The sequence below is a fragment of the Massilia pinisoli genome (genome assembly GCF_024753285.1).
Lineage (GTDB): Bacteria > Pseudomonadota > Gammaproteobacteria > Burkholderiales > Burkholderiaceae_D > Telluria > Telluria pinisoli.
On sequence record NZ_JANUGW010000029.1, the window covers coordinates 22,873 to 43,453 of the forward strand.

Sequence of the window (20,581 nt, forward strand, 5' to 3'; positions counted from 1 at the left end):
TATGAAACGAGTACACCTGACCTGTGCGCTGGCCTGGCTGTTGGCCGGCGCGGGCACGCACGCCATCGCGCAGACCGCATCTGGCGGCGTCGCCGATCCGCAGACACCGGCGCCTGCCACGCGCGCGCAGCCAGCCATCGACTACCACACCGAACCCGAAGCGGACGCACGCCCCGACGAGGCCTGGCGCGCCGCCAACGCCACCGTCGGCGGGCGCAATCCGATGCGGCTGACCATGCCCGCCATGCAGGGCGGCCACGACCACCATGCCGGCATGGACATGGGCGCGACGCCGGCGACGAACGGCATGCAGTGCATGGCAGGCGGTGGCTGCGGATGCTGCAGCGGCAGGCCGATGAAGGGCGACGCGGGCTGCTGCGACCACAAGGAGGGCATGTAATGCGGCGCCCCCTTCTCCGCACCGGCCCGGCCGCCGCGTTCGCGGCGCTCGCGCTGCTGTCCGGCTGCGCGACCGTCACGTCGGATGGCGGCTTCGGCGACGTGGCGGCCGCGACGCAGTCCCGCATCGGCGCGATGCCGCAACTGACGCGCGACGGCGCCGGCGAAGGCGCCCTCGCCGCCTCGCTGCGGGGCCTGCCCGTGTTCGCGCAAGGCGCGCCGCTCGACATGGACACGGCCGTGCGCATCGCCGTCGTCAACCACCCGGGCCTGCAGGCCACGTACTGGAACGTCGGCATCGCGCAGGCCGATCTCGTCACCGCGTCGCGGCCGCCGAATCCGACATTCGACTTCAAGCGGCTGGCGGGCGGTGGCGCCCTCGAGATCGAACGCGGCATCACGTTCGACCTCGTCGGCCTGCTGACGGCGCCGCTGGCCGCGCGCATGGAAACGCGTCGCTTCGAACAGGCCAAACGCGAGGTGGGCGCCGCCATCGAACGGCATGCGCTGGAGACGCGCACGGCGTGGATCGAGGCGGTGGCGAGCCGGCAGGCGCTCGACTACGCGCGCCGCGTGCTGGCCGCGAGCGCCGCGGGTGCCGAACTGACGGGCCGCATGGCCAGCGTCGGCAACACGAACCAGCTGGAACTGGCGCGCGAGCAGGTCTTCCATGCGCAGGCGGCGGGCGACGTCGCGCGCGCGGCACGGCGCGCGACGGCCGCGCGCGAACGCCTCACGCGCGCGCTGGGCCTGTGGGGCAAGGATGCGGACTATGCGCTGCCCGGCCACCTGCCCGATCTGCCGGCCGCGCCGGCGAACCTGCCGGACGTCGAACGCCTTGCACTGGCGCAGCGCCTGGACGTGCAGGCGGCACGGGCAGACGCTGCCGCCGCGGCGGCCGACCTGGGTCTCACGCGCACGACACGCTTCATCAACGTGCTCGATGCGGGCTACGCGAACAAGTCGCAATCGGACGGCCCGAAGGAACACGGCTACACGCTGTCGCTGGAACTGCCGCTGTTCGACTGGGGCGGCGCGCGCGTCGCCCGCGCCGAGGCCACGTATATGCAGGCCGTGAACCGGGTCGCGCTCGCGGCCGTCACGGCGCGCAGCGAAGCGCGCGAGCGCTATCTCGCCTACCGCAACGCGTACGATGTCGCGCGCCACTACCGCGACACCGTCATCCCGCTGCGCAAGAAGATCGGGGACGAAGTCCTGCTGCGCTACAACGGCATGCTCGCGAGCCCGCAGGACTTGCTGGCTGACGCGCGCGCGCAGGCCGAGGCGGTCACCGCCTACATCGAGGCGCAACAGGCGTTCTGGGACGCGCACGCCGAACTGGAAGCCGCCCTGGGTACGCAGATCGCCCCGCAGACCGCCCCCGTAACGCACAAGGAACACGCAGAATGACGAACCGCAGAAACTTCATCACCGGCGCGGCCGGCGCCATGGTCGGCGCCTCGCTCGTGTCGAAGGCCGCCGCGGCCGCCATCCCGGAAGCCCCGGTCCAGGCATCGCCGGCCACGCAGCCGCCGCTGCATCCGGCGAGCGGCCGGCCCTACAACCCCGTCGTCACATTGAATGGCTGGAGCCTGCCGTGGCGCATGAAGGACGGCGTCAAGGAATTCCACCTCGTGGCCGAACCCGTCGTGCGCGAGATCGCGCCCGGCATGAAAGCGAACCTGTGGGGCTATAACGGGCAGAGCCCGGGCCCGACGATCGAAGTCGTCGAGGGCGACCGGGTGCGCATCTTCGTCACGAACAAACTGCCGGAGGCGACGACGATCCACTGGCACGGCCAGATCCTGCCCAGCGGGATGGACGGCGTCGCGGGCCTGTCGCAGCCCGCGATCGCACCCGGCAAGACCTTCGTCTACGAATTCGTCGCGCGCCACGCGGGCACCTTCATGTACCACCCGCACAGCGACGAGATGACGCAGATGGCGATGGGCATGATGGGCTTCTGGGTCACGCACCCGAAGGACCCGCGCCAGCATGCCGTCGACCGCGACTTCGTGTTCCTGCTGAACGCGTACGACATCGCCCCCGGCAACTACACGCCGAACGTGAACACGATGCTGGACTTTAACCTGTGGACCATCAACAGCCGCGCCTTCCCCGGTACCGACCCGATGGTCGTGCGCAAGGACGACAGGGTGCGCATCCGCATGGGCAACCTGACGATGACGAACCACCCGTTCCACATCCACGGCCACCGCTTCGAAGTGACGGGCACCGATGGCGGCTGGCTCCTGCCGGCCGCGCGCTGGCCCGAGGTGACGGTCGACATCGGCGTGGGCCAGATGCGCGCCATCGAATTCGTCGCGGACAATCCCGGCGACTGGGCGCTCCACTGCCATAAATCGCACCACACGATGAACGCCATGAGCCATGCCGTGCCGAACCTGATCGGCGTCGACCAGGCAGGCGTGGCGAAGACCATCAACGACCTCGTGCCCGGCTATATGGTCATGGGCGACAAGGGCGGTTCGATGGGCGGCATGCAGATGCCGCTGCCGGAAAACACGCTGCCGATGATGGCCGGCAGCGGGCCGTTCGGCGACATCGAGATGGGCGGCATGTTCACCGTCATCAAGGTGCGCGAAGGCCTGGCACGGGGCGATTACCGCGACCCGGGCTGGTACGAGCACCCCGCCGGGACGGTCGCGCGCGAGTGGACGGGTGCGCTGCCGGACGCGCCGACTGCCCCGGCCGCACCCGCGCAGGGTCAGGTGATCGGCACCGCCAAGCGCGGCGGCGGGCACGCAGGCCACTGAGCGCGGCGCGCCGTCACGCGCAACCGGCCGCCGGTCACACACCGTGACGCACGCGGCCGCGCGTCGCCGACAATCCTCTGCATCGGATAGCCAAGGACATCACATGCAGAGAACGAAGGTATGCGCGGCCGTGCTCGGACTCGCGGCACAGGCGGCGCTCGCGGGCGACGGCGACGAACCGGCCGCGCCGACGGTGACGGTCACCGCGAAAAAAGAAGCCGTCGCACGCAAGCTTGACCGCACGGTCTACGACGTCTCGGCCATGCCGCGCGCGGCCAACGGGTCCGCGCAGGACGTCCTGCAGGCGACACCCGAGGTGTCCGTCACGGCCGATGGCCGGATCGCCGTCAAGGGCAGCACGCAGGTCACGGTCCTCGTCGACGGTAAGCCGACGGCCTTGCTGTCAGGGTCCGCGGACGACCGTGCCGTCGCGCTGCAGACGATGAGCGGCGCCGGCATCGCCAGCGTCGAAGTGATCACGAATCCGTCCGCGGCGCAGGACGCCAACGGCGGCGCGATCGTGAACATCGTATTGAAGCGCAACCGCAAACCCGGTGCGCATGCGCAGTTGCGGGGCAGCGCGACGGACCAGGGCTTGTGGAATACGGGCGCGTCGGCCGATGCGACCCGCGGGCCGCTGAGCGTGCACGGCAGCCTCGCCTACCGGCACGACGGCACACTGAAAATCCGCGGCTCGGAGGTCGACTGGAACGATCCGCTGTCCGGGCGCCCGGCCCGCACGGTGCAGACGTCGCGGGTGTTCGTCCGCCGCGTCGTCGACAGCGCGGCGCTTGGCGCGGACTACGCGCTCGGTGCGGCGGACAGCGTCAGCGTATCGGCCAGCCACAACGAACGCCGCTCGCGTCCCCTGTTCGACGTGCTCGTCGCAGACCGCGCGGGCGCCACCGACACGATCTACCACCGCATTTCCCAGGGTCCCAACGAACAGTCGGACGACAGCGCCAGCCTGGCCTACAGCCGCCAGGGCGACGGCACGGCGCTCAAGGCGGCCTTCCAGCACAGCGCCACGCGCACGCTCGTGGACAAATCGTACCGCGACGTGTTCGTCGACCCCGTGCGCGCGAGCGCCTACAGTCACGGCGCCACGCGGTCGGCGCGCCGCCTCGACCAGGCGACCGTCGACTGGAGTGGCGCGGCGCCGCGCGGCCAGTGGGGCGCGGGCCTGGACCTGCACGACCGGAGCGACGACATCGGCAATGGCGAGGCGCGGCTCGATCCCGCGACGGGTGCCGAGACGCCCGACCCCTCGACCACCAACGCCTATACGGTGACGACGACCGTGCGCGCCGCGTACGTGACCGGCAAGGCCCGGCATGGCGACTGGGAGGCCCTGGCCGGCGCACGGGCCGAGCGCATGGCGTTGCGCGTCGACGCGATCCAGGGCGCCGCGCACGCGGACCACTGGCAAGCCGTGAACCCGAGCCTGCACGTGCGGCGCGCGTTCGGCGACGACGCCGACGTGACGCTCTCCTACCGCGGCAGCCTGCAGATGCCCGACCCGCGCGACCTGAATCCGTTCACCACGTATGTCGACGCGCAGAACCGCAGCCGCGGCAATCCGGCCTTGCGACCGCAGCGCCTCGCGTCATGGGAGATCGGCGGCCATGCCCAGGTGGCGCACGTCGATGCGAACGTCGGCCTGTTCTACCGGACGAGCCGCGACACGGTGGTCGAGGCGCGCAGCGTCGCGGACGGCGTGCTCGTCACGTCAAAGCAAAATGGCGGGCGAGGCCGCTCCGCAGGCATCACGGGCTCGCTCGACTGGACACCGGCGGCGGCACTGCGCCTGGGCATCGACTGCGGCGCGTACCGCGTGGTGCTCGACACGCCGGATGGCGCCGGCCCTGTGCGCCAGCACGGTGTCGCGGGCTATGCGAACGTACGGGCCGCGTACATGGCCGGCGACGACGACCTGTCGCTCGACGCGCACGCGCAATCGGCCGGCATCACGCCGCTCGGCCGCTACGGCCCGACGAGCAGCGTGAACGCGACGTGGAAGCATGTGCTGGACAGGACGCTCAGCCTGACCGTCAACGCCAACGACATGTTCGACGGCAGCCTGCGCACGTACCGGACGGACACCGGCACGTTCCACCACGCCGGGTTCGACCATTTCGTCGCCCGGCGGATCTATGTCGGATTCGTCAAGACGATCGAGTGATCAGGCGCTTTTGGCCGTCACCGGATAGCCGGCCGCGTCGATCGCGCGCGCGATCGCATCGAGGTCCGCCTTGCTGTCCACCTTCACCTTCTTCGTCGCCAGGTCGACCTCGACCTTTGCATCCTGGTCGAGCGCCTGCACGGACTTCGTGACGCGGCCCACGCAGTGGCCGCAGCTCATGTCTTCGACGGTCAATTCATACATCGTATGTGCTCCTTGTGCCGGGACCGGTGCGGCCCCGTTGGTTGAATGGGTGGTGAACAGCGGCGCATCCGGCAGCGGATCGGCCGCCGTGTCGACGGCAGGACGGGGCGCGGGCCGCCAGCGCCGCAGCAGCAGCGCATTGGTCACGACACTGACGGAACTGAGCGCCATCGCCGCCCCCGCCAGCACGGGGTTCAACAGGCCCAGCGCCGCGACGGGAATGCCGACGACGTTGTAGACGAATGCCCACGCGAGGTTCTGGCGGATCTTGCGCCACGTGCGGTCCGAGATGTCGATGGCGTCCGCCACGAGCAGCGGATCGCCGCGCATCAGCGTGATGCCGGCCGTGTGCAGCGCGACGTCCGTGCCGCCCGCCATCGCGATCCCGACGTGGGCGGCGGCCAGCGCGGGGGCGTCGTTGATGCCGTCGCCGACCATGCCGACCTGGCGTCCCTCCTTCATCAGCCCGCGCACGACGTCGGCCTTGTCCTGCGGCTGCACGTGCGCGACCCAGCGGTCCAGGCCCACCGCCTGGGCGACCGCGCGGGCACTGCCTTCGTTATCGCCGCTGAGCATCATGCTGTCCACGCCGAGCGCGCGCAGGCGGGCGATGGCGGCGGCGCTCGTCGCCTTCGCGCGGTCGCCGAACGCAAGTACGCCTTCCACGACGGTCTCGCCGCCACGCACGCGCACGAGCCACGACACCGTGCGACCGTCCGCCTCGTGGCGCTCGGCCGCCGCGAGCAGCGCAGCAGGCAGCACGACACCACCACCGATTTCGTCGACAAGGCGCCGGTTGCCGACATAGACGACGTCGTCGCCCACTCGGGCGCGCACGCCGCGGCCCGGCAGCGCGGCGGCGTCGACGGCCGCCGGCGCCGCGATGCCGCGCGCCGCCGCCAGTTCCGCGACGGCCCGCGCCAGCGGGTGCGCGCTGCCCTGCTGCACGGCCGCGGCCAGCGCCAGCACGTTGGCCAGGTCGGCGCCTTCCAGCGCGACGACGCGCGGCCGGCCTTCCGTCAGCGTGCCCGTCTTGTCGAAGACGACCATGTCGAGCGCGTGCGCCGTCTCCAGCGCTTCCGCGTCCTTGATGAGGATGCCGTGGCGCGCGGCCGCACCGGTGCCGACCATGATGCTCGTCGGCGTGGCGAGGCCCAGCGCGCACGGGCACGCGATCACCTGCACGGCGACGGCGTTCAGCAAGGCTGCCTGCCAGTCGCCGGTGATGAAACCCCACGCCAGCAGGGTGACGAGCGAGATCACCAGCACGACCGGCACGAACACGGCGCTGACCTTGTCGACGAGGCGCTGGATGGGCGCCTTCGCGGCTTGCGCATCCTCGACCATGCGGATGATCCGCGCGAGCATGCTGTCCGCGCCGACGGCCGTGGCCTCGGCCAGCAGCAGGCCCTCGCCGTTGACGGCGCCGCCCGTCACCCGGTCGCCGGTGCCTTTCGCGACGGGCAGGCTTTCGCCCGTCAGCAGCGCTTCGTCCAGGTGGCTCGCGCCTTCCACGATGCGCCCGTCGGCCGGCACGCGTTCGCCCGGCCGCACGACCATCAGGTCGCCGGCGCGCAGCGCGTCGAGGGGAACCGTCTCGTCGCGGCCGTTGCGGCGCACGATGGCGGTCGACGGGCGCAGCGCCTCCAGCGCGCGGATCGCCGCGACGGTCTGGTGGCGCGCGCGCCCTTCCAGCCACTTGCCGAGCAGGACGAGCGTGATGACGAAGGCCGCCGATTCGAAATACAGGTGCGGCATCGCGTGGCCGCCCTCCGCGCGCAGTAACTGATACAGCGACAGGAAGTACGCGGCCGACGTGCCGATCGCCACGAGCAGGTCCATATTGCCGGCGCCGGCGCGCGCAGCCTTCCAGCCGGCCCGATAAAACCGGGCGCCGAGCCAGAACTGGACGGGTGTCGCCAACGCCAGCTGCAGCCAGCCGGGCAGCATCCATTCGACGCCGAACACGCGCAACACCATCGGCGCGACGAGAGGAAGACTCAGCACCGCGGCCGCCGCGACGGGCCACCAGTCCGGCAGCGCGCGCGCATCGGCGGGCTCGCGCTTGCCCGCGCCCGCCGGCCTCGCTTCGTAGCCGGCCTGCTCGACGGCGACGACGATGGCCCGCAGGTCGAGATCGCGCCCTTTCACCGCAGCCCGTTCCGTGGCCAGGTTGACGCTCGCGTCGACCACGCCCGGCACGGCCTTGATCGCCTTTTCGACGCGCGCGACGCAGGACGCGCAGGTCATGCCCCCGATGTCGATGTCCATGGTTCCTCCTGTGATGACATACACAGGATATGGCTTCCCACAATGGGAAGGTCAAGGGAATTGTAGCGCGGGCAGCGGATCCAGCGGGCGGAGTTCGTAGCAGAGGTCCGCGCGATCGGCCGGGGCCGGGGCCGAGAACAGATAGCTGTCCAGGCCGAGACGGCGGCCGGACGGGCCCAGTTGCACGGCGCCTAGGTCCGCCCGCCGCAGCACGAGCACGACGTCATAGGCGAGCGTCGGGACGGCGAACAGGCCCAGCAAGGTGCGCAGCGCGCGGGCGCCGCGTGCGCCGGGCAGGAAGCGGTCGTAGCGGGCGCGGTCGAGGGGGCCGATGCGCACCCGGACGCGCAGGTCCGGGCGCCAGCTGCGCGCGCCCAGCAACGCGCGCCGGCCGAGCCAGGCGTCCATGCCGAGCACGCTCTGTTCGCGGGGCGACAGGCGGTCCCAGTGGCCGATGCCCTCCTCCACGTGCACCGCGACGCCGAAGTGACTGGACAGCACGCGCGCCAGCACGGCCGCCGACACGGGCCGCCGGCGCAGCAGGCCGGCGAACGCGGCCAGCGTCGTGTCGGCAACGCCGCCCTCCGCGAACGCGCCGCACGCGGGCAGGCCGGCCAGCGCCAGCAGCATGGGCAGGTAGGCGTCGCGCGGCCCGGCCACGAGATGCTCGACCCGGTACGCCCGCCACGCGCGGTACCACAGCGCGACCATGCGCGTGCTGAACATGTCGAGGAAGGCGCGGGCCGCCGGGGCTTCGGCCGTATCGTCCGGCAGGGACAGCAGGCGCTCCGTCACGTGCAGCGGCAGCGCGCCGTGCGCGCCCAGCAGGCCCATGAAAGCCGGCGTGAGGCGGTATGTGTCGCCGTCGCGCACCGCCGCCTCCAGCTGGCTGGGCGGGAACGCAAGGGCGACGCTGTTGGGAAAGCGCAGGTGGCGGTCCAGCGCGACGCGGTCGGGAATGCCCCGCTCGCCCAGCGCCAGCAGCAACAGGCGCACTGCCTGGACGAACTCGAAGCGCTCCGGCTCGGCCAGCAGGCGGGCGATCAGATCCATTGGCGGTCGGACTGCGCGCCGGACCCGCGCGGGGCGCAGGCGACGATTTCCCGGCCCGTCTGGTGCGACACGACCTGCAGCCGCGTGAAGCCGTTGATCTGCCCGTTCAGCGCGAAATAATGGTCGAGCACCTGCACGAACGGGTACAGGCCCGTGCCCGCGAACGCCTCCTCGTCGACGGTGAGCCGGATGCCGATGCCGGGCACCAGTGTCGCGACAGGCGCCGTGACTATCCACTCGCGCACGCTGCCGTGTTCCAGCCCGACGATGCCGGCGATCTGGCGTTGCGCGACGGACGCGCGCGGCAAGTCGTACAGCGCGAGCATCCGGCGGAACTCATTTAGACCCGACATGGTCCACGCCGTGTGGTCCAGCGCCAGATGCGCGATCAGGCGCCAGTGCGTGCCGCGCGCGCCGGTGAAGCGCCGGCCCGGAGACGGCCTGCGCAGCATGCGGATGGGCGCCAGGCCGGACAGCTCGTCGCTGCGCAGGTCGCCCTGCGGCTGCCCCCACGCGAGGTGCGACGGCAGGTCGCGGTTGCTGCACGTGAGGTCCGTGGACAACGTGGCGCCGGCCGCGTCGAGCGGGCGGAAATCGCCGTCGACGAGGGCGATGCGCATCTCGTGGCCGGGGCTGACGGCAGCCGTCGCCTCGTCGCGCCGCGCGACCCAGTAATGCGCGGCGCCGGTGGACGGCGCGCTCGACGCCGGGACGCCGGACCGGTACAGCGGTTCGAAGGACGTGACGGTGCCTGTACCCGCGCGCACGAGGCGCACGGCGTCCACGCTGTGGATCTCGTACGCGCCCGCGTGCGCGCCGTCCGCCAGCAGCGGGTAGTCGGCGCTCGTGTACGGCAGCTGCAGCGGCGCACCCGCCTTGGGGAACAGGTTGACGACGGGCGTGCAGCCGGGCAGCAGCTTGTTCGCATCCAGCCCGGCCAGCAGGCACGCCGCGTCGGAGTCGGGCGCGATGCCGGACAGCGCGAAGTGCAGCGTAAAGCCGCGGCAGCGCGGCGGCAGCAGACCGGCCAGCGCCGCCAGGTCGACGTCAATGAAGTTGAATTTTTCCGGATAACAGAAATATTCGGTCAAGAGGCGCGGCGCGGGATGCGAGCGCGCGGGATACGGCAGCATCGCGTCCTCGTCCGTGAAACCCGCGAGGCGCAGCGGCACGCGGGGCAGCGGCAGCCAGCCCGCATCGCCGTCCGGCTGCAGCCACGCGGCGGCGCAGCGCAGGAACAGCGCGTCGACGAGCGCGGCGCGCAGCGACGCGTCGCCGTCGGCGAACAAGCGCAGCGCGGACAGGCAGTGCGGCGGCAGGCGGTCGAACGTGAACCCGGTGCGCGTGGCCTCGATCGTGAGGCTGATGGCGCACGTCGCCCCGCGCGGCGCGCGCGCGACACTGTGCAGCGGCCCGAACGCGAGCCGCGCCACGGAGAGCGGCGCCAGCAGCACGTCGTAGACCGTGCGGAAGCAGCATGGGCTGTCGGCGCCGGCGTTCGTCCTCAGCATCGTGCCGCGCGCGAGCACGGACGGATGCATGGGCACTTCCGCGGGCGCGCGGCCGCCGACCTGCACGATCGAATACGACGGCAGCGGTCGCAGGTAATGGGGATACAGGCTGTCGAGCAGCGCTTCCGTGAAGCGGGGATAATCGTCGTCGAGGCGCTTGTTGATGCGCGCGGACAGCAGCGCCACCGACTGCACGAGGCGGGCGACGCCGGGATCGTCCCACGCCTCGCCCGTCACGTGCAGCGCGCCGGCAGGCTTCGGATAGCGGGCGCGGAATTCGCGCGCGAACTGGCCGAACACGCCCAGCTCTTCCTCGTAGTAGCGCAGCAGCTCGTCCATCGCTCTCCACCGATCGTTGCCCGAGACCAAGATGTATGCTCCCACCCTGCACCGGCGCGTATCTTGAGTACAATCAACGCAATCCAACCGACAGGAGATGTCCGTGTCCGACCTGACCCCATTCCTCATCACGCAGCGATGGCCCGCGCAGCACCCCGACCGCCTGCAGCTGTATTCGCTGCCCACGCCGAACGGCGTCAAGGTGTCGATCATGCTCGAAGAGATCGGGCTGCCGTACGAAGTGCACCGCGTCGCGTTCGACAAGAACGAGCAGACGACGCCGGAATTCATGTCGCTGAACCCGAACAATAAAATCCCCGCGATCATCGACCCGGACGGCCCGGGCGGCAAGCCGCTCCCGCTGTTAGAGTCGGGCGCCATCCTGATCTACCTCGCCGAAAAGACGGGCAAGCTGCTGCCCGCGGACCCGGCCCTGCGCTACGAAACGATCCAGTGGCTGATGTTCCAGATGGGCGGCATCGGCCCCATGTTCGGCCAGCTGGGGTTCTTCCACAAATTCGCCGGCCGCGAATACGAGGACAAGCGCCCGCGCGACCGCTACGTGCACGAGGCGAAGCGCCTGCTGGGCGTGCTGGACGCGCACCTGAAGGGCCGCGCCTGGCTCGTGGGAGACGAGTACACGATCGCCGACGTCGCCACGTTCCCGTGGGTGAACAACCTGATCGGCTTCTACGATGCGGCCGAGATTGTCGGCTTCGACCGCTTCCCCGAAGTGGGCCGCGTGCTCGAGGCGTTCCGCGCCCGCCCCGCCGTCAAGGAAGGCCTGCAGATCCCGCGCGCGCCCGCCGCGTGACGGTACTTACGACAAGGTGCGCAGGTCGGCGATGACCTCCGCGCCGAAGCCGGCGCCGAGCAGGTAGTCGACGAGCTGTTCGGCGCACGTGTCCGGATCGAGCAGCGCCCCCGACTCCTTCAGGTCGATGAAGCGCTGGCGCATCGGGAAGCGTGCCTCGGGCACGGCGCGGATCTCGGACTGCATCCCCGTGTCGATGACACCCGGTGCGAGACTGCAGATGCGCACGCCCCGCTCGCGGTCGAGCGCGACGGCGCGCGCGTGCTGGTCGAGCGCCGCCTTGGTGGCGCAGTACACGCTCCAGCCAGGGTACGCGTTGCGGCCGGCGCCGCTGGAGATGTGCAGGATGCGCCGCTGCGCCCCGTCGCTGGCGCGCACGACGGCCGCCGCCAGCGCCATCGGCGCGGCCACGTTCAACTGCACGGCGCGGAGCACGGCTTGCGGGTCCTGCGCGTCGAGCGGGCCGACGGGGCTCACCATGCCCGCATTATTCAACAGCAGGACGGCGCCCGTGCCGTCCAGGTAGTCGCCCAGCGCGCCGCCGGCCAGCCAGCCGGACAGCGCGACGCTGTCGGCCAGGTCCAGCTCGACTTCCTCGAACAGGTCGGGATACGCGTCCGCCAGGTCGGCCGAACGGCTGCGCGCCAGGCCGAGCACGGGGACGCCGCGTGCCAGCAGGTTGCCGGCAAGCGCGGCGCCGAGGCCCTTGGTGTGGCCGGTCACAATCGCTTTCATGGTGGTCTCCAGGTGCCCGCCGCGGGCCGCTCACGCATGTTAGCGCAAGGCTGCGCCCCCGGCCAATCGTGCGCCGGGGGCGGCATGCCGGGCGGTCGCCGCGGTACCAGTCCATTGTTATCCAAAATGGAATTCTGAAACTTTTTCATCCTGGATTATCCGCAGGAGGAAATCAATCATCATGACCTCACCGTCAACCCACCCAGGAGATCACGATGACCACCCAAGCGAACCCCACCACCCGCGTCGCCCTCGTCACCGGCGCCTCGCGCGGCATCGGCGCCACCGTCGCCACGCGCCTCGCGGCCGACGGTTACGCCGTCGCCGTCAACTACGCCGGCAATGAAGCCGCGGCGCACGCCACCGTCGCCGCCATCGAAGCGGCCGGCGGCCGCGCCATCGCCGTGCGGGCCGACGTGGCCGACGCGGAAGCGGTGAAGCGCATGTTCGCGACGATCGAAGACACGCTCGGCCGCGTCGACGTCCTCGTCAACAATGCGGGCGTCCTCCCGTACGTCACGATCGCCGAGACGAGCGACGACGTGTTCGCCCGCACGATGGCCATCAACGTCACGGGCACGTTCAACACGATGCGCGAGGCGGCCACGCGCATGAACGAGGGCGGACGCATCGTCAACTTCTCGACGAGCGTGCTGCACATGGCGCCGCCCACGTACGGCGTGTACGCCGCCACGAAGGGCGCCGTCGAAGCGCTGACGCGCGTGTTCGCGAAAGAACTGCGCGGCCGCGCCATCACCTGCAACGCCGTGGCGCCGGGCCCCGTCGCGACGGAGCTGTTCCTGAACGGGAAATCGGACGCGCTCGTCGAGCAGATCGCCAAGTCGGCACCGCTGGAGCGGCTGGGCCAGCCGGACGACATCGCCGGCGTCGTCGCCTTCCTCGCCGGCCCGGACGGCGGCTGGGTCAACGGTCAGGTGCTGCGCGCCAACGGCGGCATGGCCTGAGAAGACGGATATCGGCAAGGCTCCCCCGTATAATCGCGGCGGGAGGTGGCACGCATGGCGACGCAGATGGACCGGTTTCAGGAGATGCAGATCTTCGTGCGCATCGTGGAGCGCAGGAGCTTCACGCAGGCCGCCGAGGACCTGCTGATTCCGCGCGCCACCGCCACCAACGCCATCAAGCGGCTGGAGAACCGCCTCGGCACGCGCCTGCTGGACCGCACGACGCGCGCCGTCGCGCCCACGCAGGACGGCGCCGCGTACTACGAACGGTGCGTGCGCCTGCTGGCCGACCTCGACGAAGCGGAAGACGCGTTCCGCGGCAGCGAGCCCGCCGGCCTCTTGCGCGTGAACCTGCAGCCCACGCTCGCGCGCTATTTCGTGTTCCCCGCGCTGCCCGCGTTCCTCGCCCGCTACCCGCGCATCCAGCTGCACGTGGGCGAGGACGACCGCCTCGTCGACCTCGTGCGCGAAGGCGTCGACTGCGTGCTGCGCGCGGGCCAGTTGCACGACTCGTCGATGGTCGCGCGGCGCGCGGCCGACCTCGAACAGGTGACGGTCGCGAGTCCCGCCTACATCGAACGGTTCGGCATGCCCGCGACGCTCGCCGACCTCGTGCACCACCAGGCCGTGCACTACGTGTCGACGGCGACGGGGCGCCCGTATCCGCTGGAATTCATGACGGACGGCGGCCTGAAGCTGGCGACGCCGCCCGGCGTCGTCTCCGTCACGGGCACGGAAGCCTACACGGCGGCCGCCCTCGCGGGCCTGGGCCTCGTGCAGGTGCCGCGCTACCGCATCGCCGACCCGTTGCGGGATGGGCAGCTCGTCGAGGTGCTGACCGACGTGCCGCCCCCGACGATCCCCGTCTCCGTGCTGTACCCGCATGCGCGCCAGCTGTCCGCGCGCGTGCGCGTGTTCGCGGACTTCCTCGTGCAGCGCTTCCGCGACGTCGGCAGTGCCTGACAGCAAGCTTGCATGGCAGGCCGCAAGCTGGTGCCTCGGCTTTGGCGCCCGTGGCAGAATGTGTCTCAGACGACCTCCACAACACACGCCATGCAGACCCCATCGATTCCGCTCGACGAAGCACGCCGGCTGACGGCGCTGCACGCCACCCGCCTCCTCCACAGCGCCCCGGAAGACGCCTTCGACCGCATCACCCGCATGGCCAGCCGCCTGCTGAAGATGCCGATCGCGCTCGTGTCGCTCGTCGACAAGGAAGACCAGTGGTTCAAGTCGCGCTGCGGGATCGACTTCGCGGGGACGCGGCGCGCAGTGTCGTTCTGCGGCCATGCGATCCTCGACCGCGAACCGCTCATCGTGCCCGACGCGACGCAGGACCCGCGCTTCGCCGACAACCCGATGGTCGTGAACCCGCCAAACGTGCGCTTCTATGCGGGCGTGCAGCTGTACTCGATCGACCGCATGCCGCTGGGCACCCTGTGCGTGCTCGACCGCGTGCCGCGCACGCTCGACGACGACGACCTCGACATCCTGATCGACCTCGCGCGGATGACGGAGCAGCTGATCTACTTCCGCCAGCTCGCGACGGCCGCGCAGTCGCTGCGCGCGCACGTGTACGTCGACGGCGCGGACCCCGACCTCGCGGCGGCCGCCGGCCAGGTCGAGTTCCTGCTCACGCACGATGCGCTGACGGGCCTCGCGAACCGCCAGGTCCTCGTGCGCACGATCGGCGACAACCTGGAGACGTGGAAGCGCGACGGCCAGCACGTGCTCGTCGCGACGGTCAACGTCGACAAGTTCAAGCGCCTCAACGAACAGCTGGGCCACCACGCGGGCGACAAGGCCCTCGTGGCGATCACGGCGAGCCTGCAGAACCTGCTGCGCCCCGGCGACCTGCTGGCGCGCGCGGGCAGCGACGAATTCGTATTGTTGCTGCCCGGCCTCGGCGACGACAGCGTCGCGCGCGACCGCCTGCGCCAGTTGCTGCAGGCCGTCACGCGCGAATTCACGGCAGACGGCGCCGGCACCGGCGGCGCCGTCCCGCTCACGTGCAGCATCGGCTACGCCATCTTCCCGGAAGACGGCGCCGACGCCGACGTGCTGCTCAACGATGCGACGATGGCCGTGCGCCGCGCCAAGGCGCTGGGCGGCGGCCAGATCCAGCGCTATTCGGAAGAGCTGAGCCAGGCCATGCAGCGCAAGGTCACGCTCGAAAACCAGCTCCGGCACGCGCTCGAACGGGGCGAGTTGTCGCTGAACTACCAGCCCAAGACCGACCTGCACGACGGCGGCGTGGCGGGCCTCGAAGTGCTCGTGCGCTGGAAGCATCCGGAACACGGCGCGATCTCGCCCGCCGAATTCATCCCCATCGCGGAGGAATCCGGCCTCGTCGTGCCGATCGGCGAATGGGTGCTGCGCACGGCCGTGGCCCAGCGCCGCGCATGGAGCGACGCCGGCGTGCCCGACGTCCCCGTGGCCGTCAACCTGTCCGGCAAGCAGTTTTTGGGTACGGACGTCGTCGCGCTCGTCGACGGCGTGCTGCGCGAGTCCGGCCTGCCCCCGCGCCTGCTGGAACTGGAACTCACGGAAAGCATCTCGATGGACGACCCGGCCCGCACGGCCGACCTGATGCGCCAATTGCGCGAGCTGGGCACCACGCTCAGCATCGACGATTTCGGCACCGGCTATTCGAGCCTCAGCTACCTCAAGCGCCTCCCGGTCGACAAGCTGAAGGTCGACCGCTCATTCGTCCTCGACGTCCATCAGAGCGCCGATTCGCTGGCGATGGTCAAGGCGATCATCGGCATGGCGCACACCCTGCGGCTGACCGTGATCGCCGAGGGCGTCGAGACCGACGAGCAGGTGGCCGCGCTGCGCAGCGCCGGCTGCGACCAGATCCAGGGCGATTATTTCAGCAAGCCGCTCGACGCGGACGCCTGCGCCGACTACCTGCGCCTCCACGCGGCCCCTGCGGAAGCACCTCGGGTCGCCGCCGCCGGCGGGCTCGCGTAACCGCGTATGTACGGCACGATGCAACACCAATTCCGGCAAATCGATGGCCGGGATTGTGGTATCCCATATGAAGGATTACAATGATGACACGGGGCGTTGCCTAAATTCATTAAACGCACCGATGCCAGGCAGGTTCGTCGCTCCCGGCCGCACGAACCTCAAACAACTATTCCAAACCATCCAAGAGCATGCGTTACTCGAGTAACCATAAGGCCGAAACGCGGCAGCGCATCATCGGCGAAGCCGCGCGCCGTTTCCGCAAGCACGGCATCGAAGGCACCGGTCTGGTGCCGCTGATGAAGGCGCTCGGCCTCACCCATGGCGGTTTCTACGCCCATTTCGAATCGAAGGACGCGCTCGTGCAGGCTTCGCTGGAAGCCGCCGCCGAGCAGACGCTGGAACGCTGGCAGGCTTCGACTGCCGCCGCGCCCGCGGATGCCATGCTCACGCCAGCCACGCCGGCCGGCGACGAGCCGGTGCGCGCCGTCATCGACGACTACCTGTCCGCGCGCCACCGCGACGAGCCGGGCGAAGGCTGCCCGCTCCCCACATTGGCCGCGGAACTCGGCGTGCGCGGCCAGCCCAGCGCGACGGCGGACGCGATGATCGAACAGATGACGGCGCTGCTTGCCGATTGCCACCTGGAGGCCGGCCCCGGCGACGGCGGCATCGTGGCGCTCGCCGCGATGGTCGGCGCTCTTACGTTGGCGCGCGCCGTGTCGGACCGGGCCGCGTCGGACGGCATCCTGGCCGCCGTGCGCGCCGCGCTGCAGCCGGCGCCGCGCGAAGCGTGACCGGCGGCCCGCGTCAGCGGTCGACCATCGCCAGCGCCTTCTCCGTGTAGCGCGCACCGGCGACGCCGATCTCCTGCAGCGCCCCGTCCAGCCGGCGCATATCGTCCGCATCCAGCCGCAGGTCGGCCGCGGCCACGTTCTGCTCCAGGTACGTGCGGCGCTTGGTGCCGGGGATCGGCACGATGTCGTCGCCCTTGGCCAGCAGCCACGCCAGCGCCACCTGGCCGGGCAGCGCGTGGTGCGCGGCCGCGATCGCTTTCACCAGGGCCGCGATGGCCTGGTTGCGGTCGAAATTGTCTCCCTGCAGGCGCGGGTCGTTCTGGGCGCGGAAATCGTCGGCCGGATAGTCTTCCGCGCGCTTCGCGGTGCCGGTGAGGAAACCCCGGCCGAGGGGACTGAACGGCACGAAGCCGATGCCCAGTTCGCGCAGCACCGGGAGCACGTCCGCCTCGATGTTGCGCTCCCAGATCGAATACTCGCTCTGCAGCGCCGTCACGGGCTGCACGGCGTGGGCGCGGCGGATCGTCGCGGCGCCCGCTTCCGACATGCCGAAATACAGCACCTTGCCTTCGCGGATCAGGTCCTTCACCGTACCCGCCACGTCCTCGATGGGCACGGCCGGGTCGACGCGGTGCTGGTACAGCAAGTCGATGCGGTCCGTGCGCAGGCGTTTCAGCGACGCCTCGACCACGGCGCGGATGTGTTCCGGGCGGCTGTCGGCGCCGGCGAAATGCCCTTTGCCGATGACGAAGCCGAACTTCGTCGCGATCTGCACCCGGTCGCGCCGGCCGGCCAGCGCGCGGCCCAGCAATTCCTCGTTCGTGAACGGGCCATACACTTCCGCCGTGTCGAGGAAGGTGCACCCCAGGTCGATGGCACGGTGGATCGTCGCGATCGATTCCGCGTCGTCCGGTGTGCCGTACGCATGGCTCATGCCCATGCAGCCCAGGCCGATGGCGGAAACTTTCAGGCCCTGCGTTCCAAGGCGTCGTGTCGTCAGCATGTCGTTGTCCTTTGCTCGTGATGCCGCCCGCGGCGGCTTGGTGACAATGTAAGCGTTGCGTCTTGCAAAGAAAACACCAATAATCGGCGGATCATTTTCCAAAAATGGAAAACCCGTGGATTGGAACGACCTGAAATACTTCCTCGAAGTGGCGCGCGGCGGCAGCCTTACGCGGGCGTCGGACGTGCTGCGCGTGAGCCAGTCGACCGTGAGCCGGCGCATCGCCGAACTGGAGACGCGCCTCGGCACCCGGCTGTTCGCGCGCCACCAGACGGGCTACTGCCTCACGGACGAGGGCCGCGAACTGCTCGGCCGCGCGGAAGCCGTCGAGGACAATATGCTCGCGTTCGAACGGGGCGCATCGGGCCTGGCGCCCGCCGTGTCGGGCCTCGTGCGTCTCGCCACGTCGGAAAACCTCGCGACGGACCTCGTGATCCCCGCGCTGCCCGCCTTCGTGGCGCGCCATCCGCAGCTGCGGCTGGAAATCGTCACGACGACGGCCACCGTGGAACTGGGCCGGCGCGACGCCGACCTCGCGCTGCGCGTCGTCCGTCCCAGCCACGGCAACCTCAAAACGCGCCGCCTCGGCGAGATGACACACGGCGTGTACGGCCACCGCGATTATCTCGCCCGGCATCCGGCGCGCGGCGACGATCCGCTGGCCGGCCGCGCCGTCGTCACGTGGGACGAGGCGCACGCGCACCTGCCGGCCGCGCAATGGCTGGCGCGGCGCGCGCCGGATGCGCGTGTGGTGCTGGCCGCGTCGACGTTGCGCGCGCAGATCGCGGCCGTGCGCGCGGGACTCGGGCTCGGCGTCCTGCCGGATTTCCTCGTCGCCGACACGGACCTCGTGCGCGTGCTCGCGCCCGACCAGGTGTTCAGCGACGGCGTGTGGCTCGTCATCCACGCCGACCTGGCCGCGTCCGCGCGCGTGCGGGCCGTCGCCGATTTCCTCGCGGACGCGGTGGCTGCCAGTGCGCTGTCTGGCCGGCCCGGCGCGGCTTCGTGTTAGCATCTGGCGATGGAAAAACGAAGCGACTACAAGACCGCCTTGCTGATCGAGGCGGCAATCCACGAAGCCGAGGAAGAACGCCGCTCGCCCGCGCGCGCGCTCGCGGCGCTGGGCGTGCCGTTCGAGGTCACGATGCGCGTGCTCACGCGCCCGGACGAGCGGCGCCACGTCGTGCCGCCGCCGCGCAGCCCCGGCGCGCAGGGGTAGTCACGGGTAGCGCACGGGCCGGCCCGGCAGGTCGGGCAGCGGGATGAATTCCGTCTCGCCCGGCACGTGCGGGAAGCGCTGCGCTTGCCAGTCTTCCTTCGCCTGATCGATCCGGTCGGCGGAACTCGACACGAAATTCCACGTCAGGTAGCGCGGGCCGTCCATCGGTTCGCCGCCCAGCAGCATCACGCGCGCGCCGGCGCCCGCCCCCGCGGCCAAGGTCACCGCGGCGCCCGGTTTCAGCACGAGCAGCTGGCCCTGTTCGAAGCGGCCGTCGCGGCCCAGGTCGAGCGTGCCGGCGACGACGTACAGCGCCTGTTCCGGATACTCGGCCGGCAACGTGAGGCGCGCACCCGGCTGCAGCGCCAGGTCGACGTAGAACAGCGGCGACTGCACGGGCACGGGCGACGTCTTGCCGAAATAGCTGCCGGCGATGATGCGCGCCGTGGCGCCGTCGCCATCGAGGATAGGCAATTCCTGCGAACCCGTGTGCGAAAACGCGGGGTCGCATTCTTCCTTATCCTTGGGCAGCGCCACCCAGCACTGCAGGCCGAACAGGTTGGAACCGGCGGCCCGGACGTCCGGCCCCGTCCGTTCCGAGTGGACGATGCCCTTCCCGGCCGTCATCCAGTTCACCTCGCCCGGCTTGATGTCCTGCACGGTGCCGAGGCTGTCGCGGTGGCGGATCTGGCCATCCAGCAGGTACGTGACGGTGGCCAGGCCGATGTGCGGATGCGGACGCACGTCGATGCCCTCGCCCGCGTGGAACACGTGGGGGCCCATCTGGTCGAGGAAGACGAAGGGGCCCACCATGCGCCGGTCCTTGTGCGGCAGCGCGCGCCGCACCTCGAAGCCGCCGCCCAGGTCGTGCGTGCGCGGGATGATGACGGTGTCCAGGCCACTGCCGTACTCTTGGTCGAGCGTGCTCATGTCAGCGTGCCTCCGTGGTGATCTGGATCGTGCCCGACAAGGTCTTGTGCACCGGGCATTTGTTGGCGATGTCGGTCAGGCGCGCCTTCGCTTCGTCATCGAGCGCGCCCACGTATTCGATCGTGCGGTGCAGGCCATATGCTGCCCCCTCCTGGCCGTGCTTGATAGCGACCTTCACTTCGTCCAGCGCATACCCCTTGCGCTTGGCGTACAGGCTGACCGTCAGCGTCGTGCACGCGGCCAGCGCGGCCGCGAGGATGTCGTGCGGCTCGGGGCCGCTGTCCTCGCCGCCGAATTCCGGCTTCACGTCCGTCAGAATGCGGTGCTTGCCGATCTCGATCACCTGTTGCAGCGGCCCCATGCCGCGATGCGTCGTCACTTCCATGGCTCGTTCTCCTCGTCTCTTTCGTTT

The 20,581-nt window shown here is 70.5% G+C and carries 18 protein-coding genes; 11 read left to right on the forward strand and 7 right to left on the reverse strand.

What is annotated here, in order from left to right; all coding sequences use genetic code 11:
- Position 1: 1 nt before the first annotated feature.
- From NX784_RS26365 to NX784_RS26380, 4 genes are all read left to right on the forward strand, one after another.
- The gene (locus NX784_RS26365) at positions 2–400 is read left to right on the forward strand and encodes a hypothetical protein (protein WP_258819646.1); all 399 of its coding nucleotides are present in this window, start codon (positions 2–4) and stop codon (positions 398–400) included.
- Positions 400–1,809: a TolC family protein gene (locus NX784_RS26370; protein ID WP_258819647.1), complete on the forward strand. Its 1,410-nt coding sequence runs from the start codon at positions 400–402 to the stop codon at positions 1,807–1,809. The genes NX784_RS26365 and NX784_RS26370 overlap by 1 nt, the downstream gene beginning before the upstream one ends.
- Positions 1,806–3,176 (forward strand): multicopper oxidase family protein, encoded by a 1,371-nt coding sequence (locus tag NX784_RS26375; RefSeq protein WP_258819648.1) that lies wholly within the window; start codon positions 1,806–1,808, stop codon positions 3,174–3,176. The genes NX784_RS26370 and NX784_RS26375 overlap by 4 nt, the downstream gene beginning before the upstream one ends.
- A 103-nt stretch (positions 3,177–3,279) precedes the next feature.
- On the forward strand, positions 3,280–5,358 hold the full coding sequence (locus tag NX784_RS26380; RefSeq protein WP_258819649.1) for a TonB-dependent receptor: 2,079 nt from the start codon (positions 3,280–3,282) through the stop codon (positions 5,356–5,358).
- Here the strand turns inward: NX784_RS26380 and NX784_RS26385 are convergent, their stop codons facing one another.
- Genes NX784_RS26385 through tssF form a run of 3 tightly spaced genes read right to left on the reverse strand, consistent with a single transcriptional unit; the run spans position 5,359 to position 10,736 of the window.
- Positions 5,359–7,833, reverse strand: coding sequence for a heavy metal translocating P-type ATPase (locus tag NX784_RS26385; protein WP_258819650.1), 2,475 nt, complete (start codon positions 7,831–7,833; stop codon positions 5,359–5,361). It abuts the gene before it with no gap.
- Between the two features lie 51 nt (positions 7,834–7,884).
- The gene (tssG, locus tag NX784_RS26390) at positions 7,885–8,886 is read right to left on the reverse strand and encodes a type VI secretion system baseplate subunit TssG (RefSeq protein WP_258819651.1); all 1,002 of its coding nucleotides are present in this window, start codon (positions 8,884–8,886) and stop codon (positions 7,885–7,887) included.
- On the reverse strand, positions 8,877–10,736 hold the full coding sequence (gene tssF, locus NX784_RS26395) for a type VI secretion system baseplate subunit TssF (RefSeq protein WP_258819652.1): 1,860 nt from the start codon (positions 10,734–10,736) through the stop codon (positions 8,877–8,879). Before tssF ends, tssG begins: the two co-directional genes overlap by 10 nt.
- A gap of 103 nt (positions 10,737–10,839) precedes the next feature.
- Here tssF and NX784_RS26400 point away from each other — a divergent pair, with 103 nt between their 5' ends.
- Positions 10,840–11,550: a glutathione binding-like protein gene (locus tag NX784_RS26400; RefSeq protein ID WP_258819653.1), complete on the forward strand. Its 711-nt coding sequence runs from the start codon at positions 10,840–10,842 to the stop codon at positions 11,548–11,550.
- Positions 11,551–11,556: 6 nt separating this feature from the next.
- Here NX784_RS26400 and NX784_RS26405 read toward each other — a convergent pair whose 3' ends face one another.
- Positions 11,557–12,285, reverse strand: a complete 729-nt coding sequence (locus NX784_RS26405; protein ID WP_258819654.1) for an SDR family oxidoreductase — start codon at positions 12,283–12,285, stop codon at positions 11,557–11,559.
- 215 nt (positions 12,286–12,500) lie between these two features.
- Between NX784_RS26405 and NX784_RS26410 the strand changes: the two genes are divergently transcribed.
- The 4 genes from NX784_RS26410 to NX784_RS26425 all read left to right on the forward strand — a co-directional run bounded on the left by NX784_RS26410 (position 12,501) and on the right by NX784_RS26425 (position 17,017).
- Positions 12,501–13,250 (forward strand): SDR family oxidoreductase, encoded by a 750-nt coding sequence (locus NX784_RS26410; protein WP_258819655.1) that lies wholly within the window; start codon positions 12,501–12,503, stop codon positions 13,248–13,250.
- Positions 13,251–13,316: 66 nt separating this feature from the next.
- Entirely contained in the window at positions 13,317–14,213 is an 897-nt protein-coding gene (locus NX784_RS26415; protein WP_258819656.1) for a LysR family transcriptional regulator, read from the forward strand.
- A 90-nt stretch (positions 14,214–14,303) separates the two neighbouring features.
- On the forward strand, positions 14,304–16,223 hold the full coding sequence (locus NX784_RS26420; RefSeq protein WP_258819657.1) for a putative bifunctional diguanylate cyclase/phosphodiesterase: 1,920 nt from the start codon (positions 14,304–14,306) through the stop codon (positions 16,221–16,223).
- A gap of 188 nt (positions 16,224–16,411) precedes the next feature.
- Positions 16,412–17,017 carry a TetR/AcrR family transcriptional regulator gene (locus tag NX784_RS26425; RefSeq protein WP_258819658.1) on the forward strand — a complete coding sequence of 202 codons (606 nt, stop codon included), beginning with the start codon at positions 16,412–16,414 and terminating at the stop codon, positions 17,015–17,017.
- A gap of 13 nt (positions 17,018–17,030) precedes the next feature.
- Here the strand turns inward: NX784_RS26425 and NX784_RS26430 are convergent, their stop codons facing one another.
- Complete coding sequence (locus tag NX784_RS26430) at positions 17,031–18,020, reverse strand: aldo/keto reductase (protein WP_258819659.1); 990 nt, start codon at positions 18,018–18,020, stop codon at positions 17,031–17,033.
- Between the two features lie 115 nt (positions 18,021–18,135).
- Between NX784_RS26430 and NX784_RS26435 the strand changes: the two genes are divergently transcribed.
- The gene (locus tag NX784_RS26435; RefSeq protein ID WP_258819660.1) at positions 18,136–19,032 is read left to right on the forward strand and encodes a LysR family transcriptional regulator; all 897 of its coding nucleotides are present in this window, start codon (positions 18,136–18,138) and stop codon (positions 19,030–19,032) included.
- Between the two features lie 9 nt (positions 19,033–19,041).
- Positions 19,042–19,239, forward strand: a complete 198-nt coding sequence (locus tag NX784_RS26440) for a hypothetical protein (RefSeq protein WP_258819661.1) — start codon at positions 19,042–19,044, stop codon at positions 19,237–19,239.
- Here NX784_RS26440 and NX784_RS26445 read toward each other — a convergent pair whose 3' ends face one another.
- Both NX784_RS26445 and NX784_RS26450 read right to left on the reverse strand, forming a co-directional pair.
- Positions 19,240–20,169, reverse strand: coding sequence for a pirin family protein (locus NX784_RS26445; RefSeq protein WP_258819662.1), 930 nt, complete (start codon positions 20,167–20,169; stop codon positions 19,240–19,242).
- Position 20,170: 1 nt separating this feature from the next.
- Entirely contained in the window at positions 20,171–20,554 is a 384-nt protein-coding gene (locus NX784_RS26450; protein WP_258819663.1) for an OsmC family protein, read from the reverse strand.
- Between the last annotated feature and the right edge of the window lie 27 nt (positions 20,555–20,581).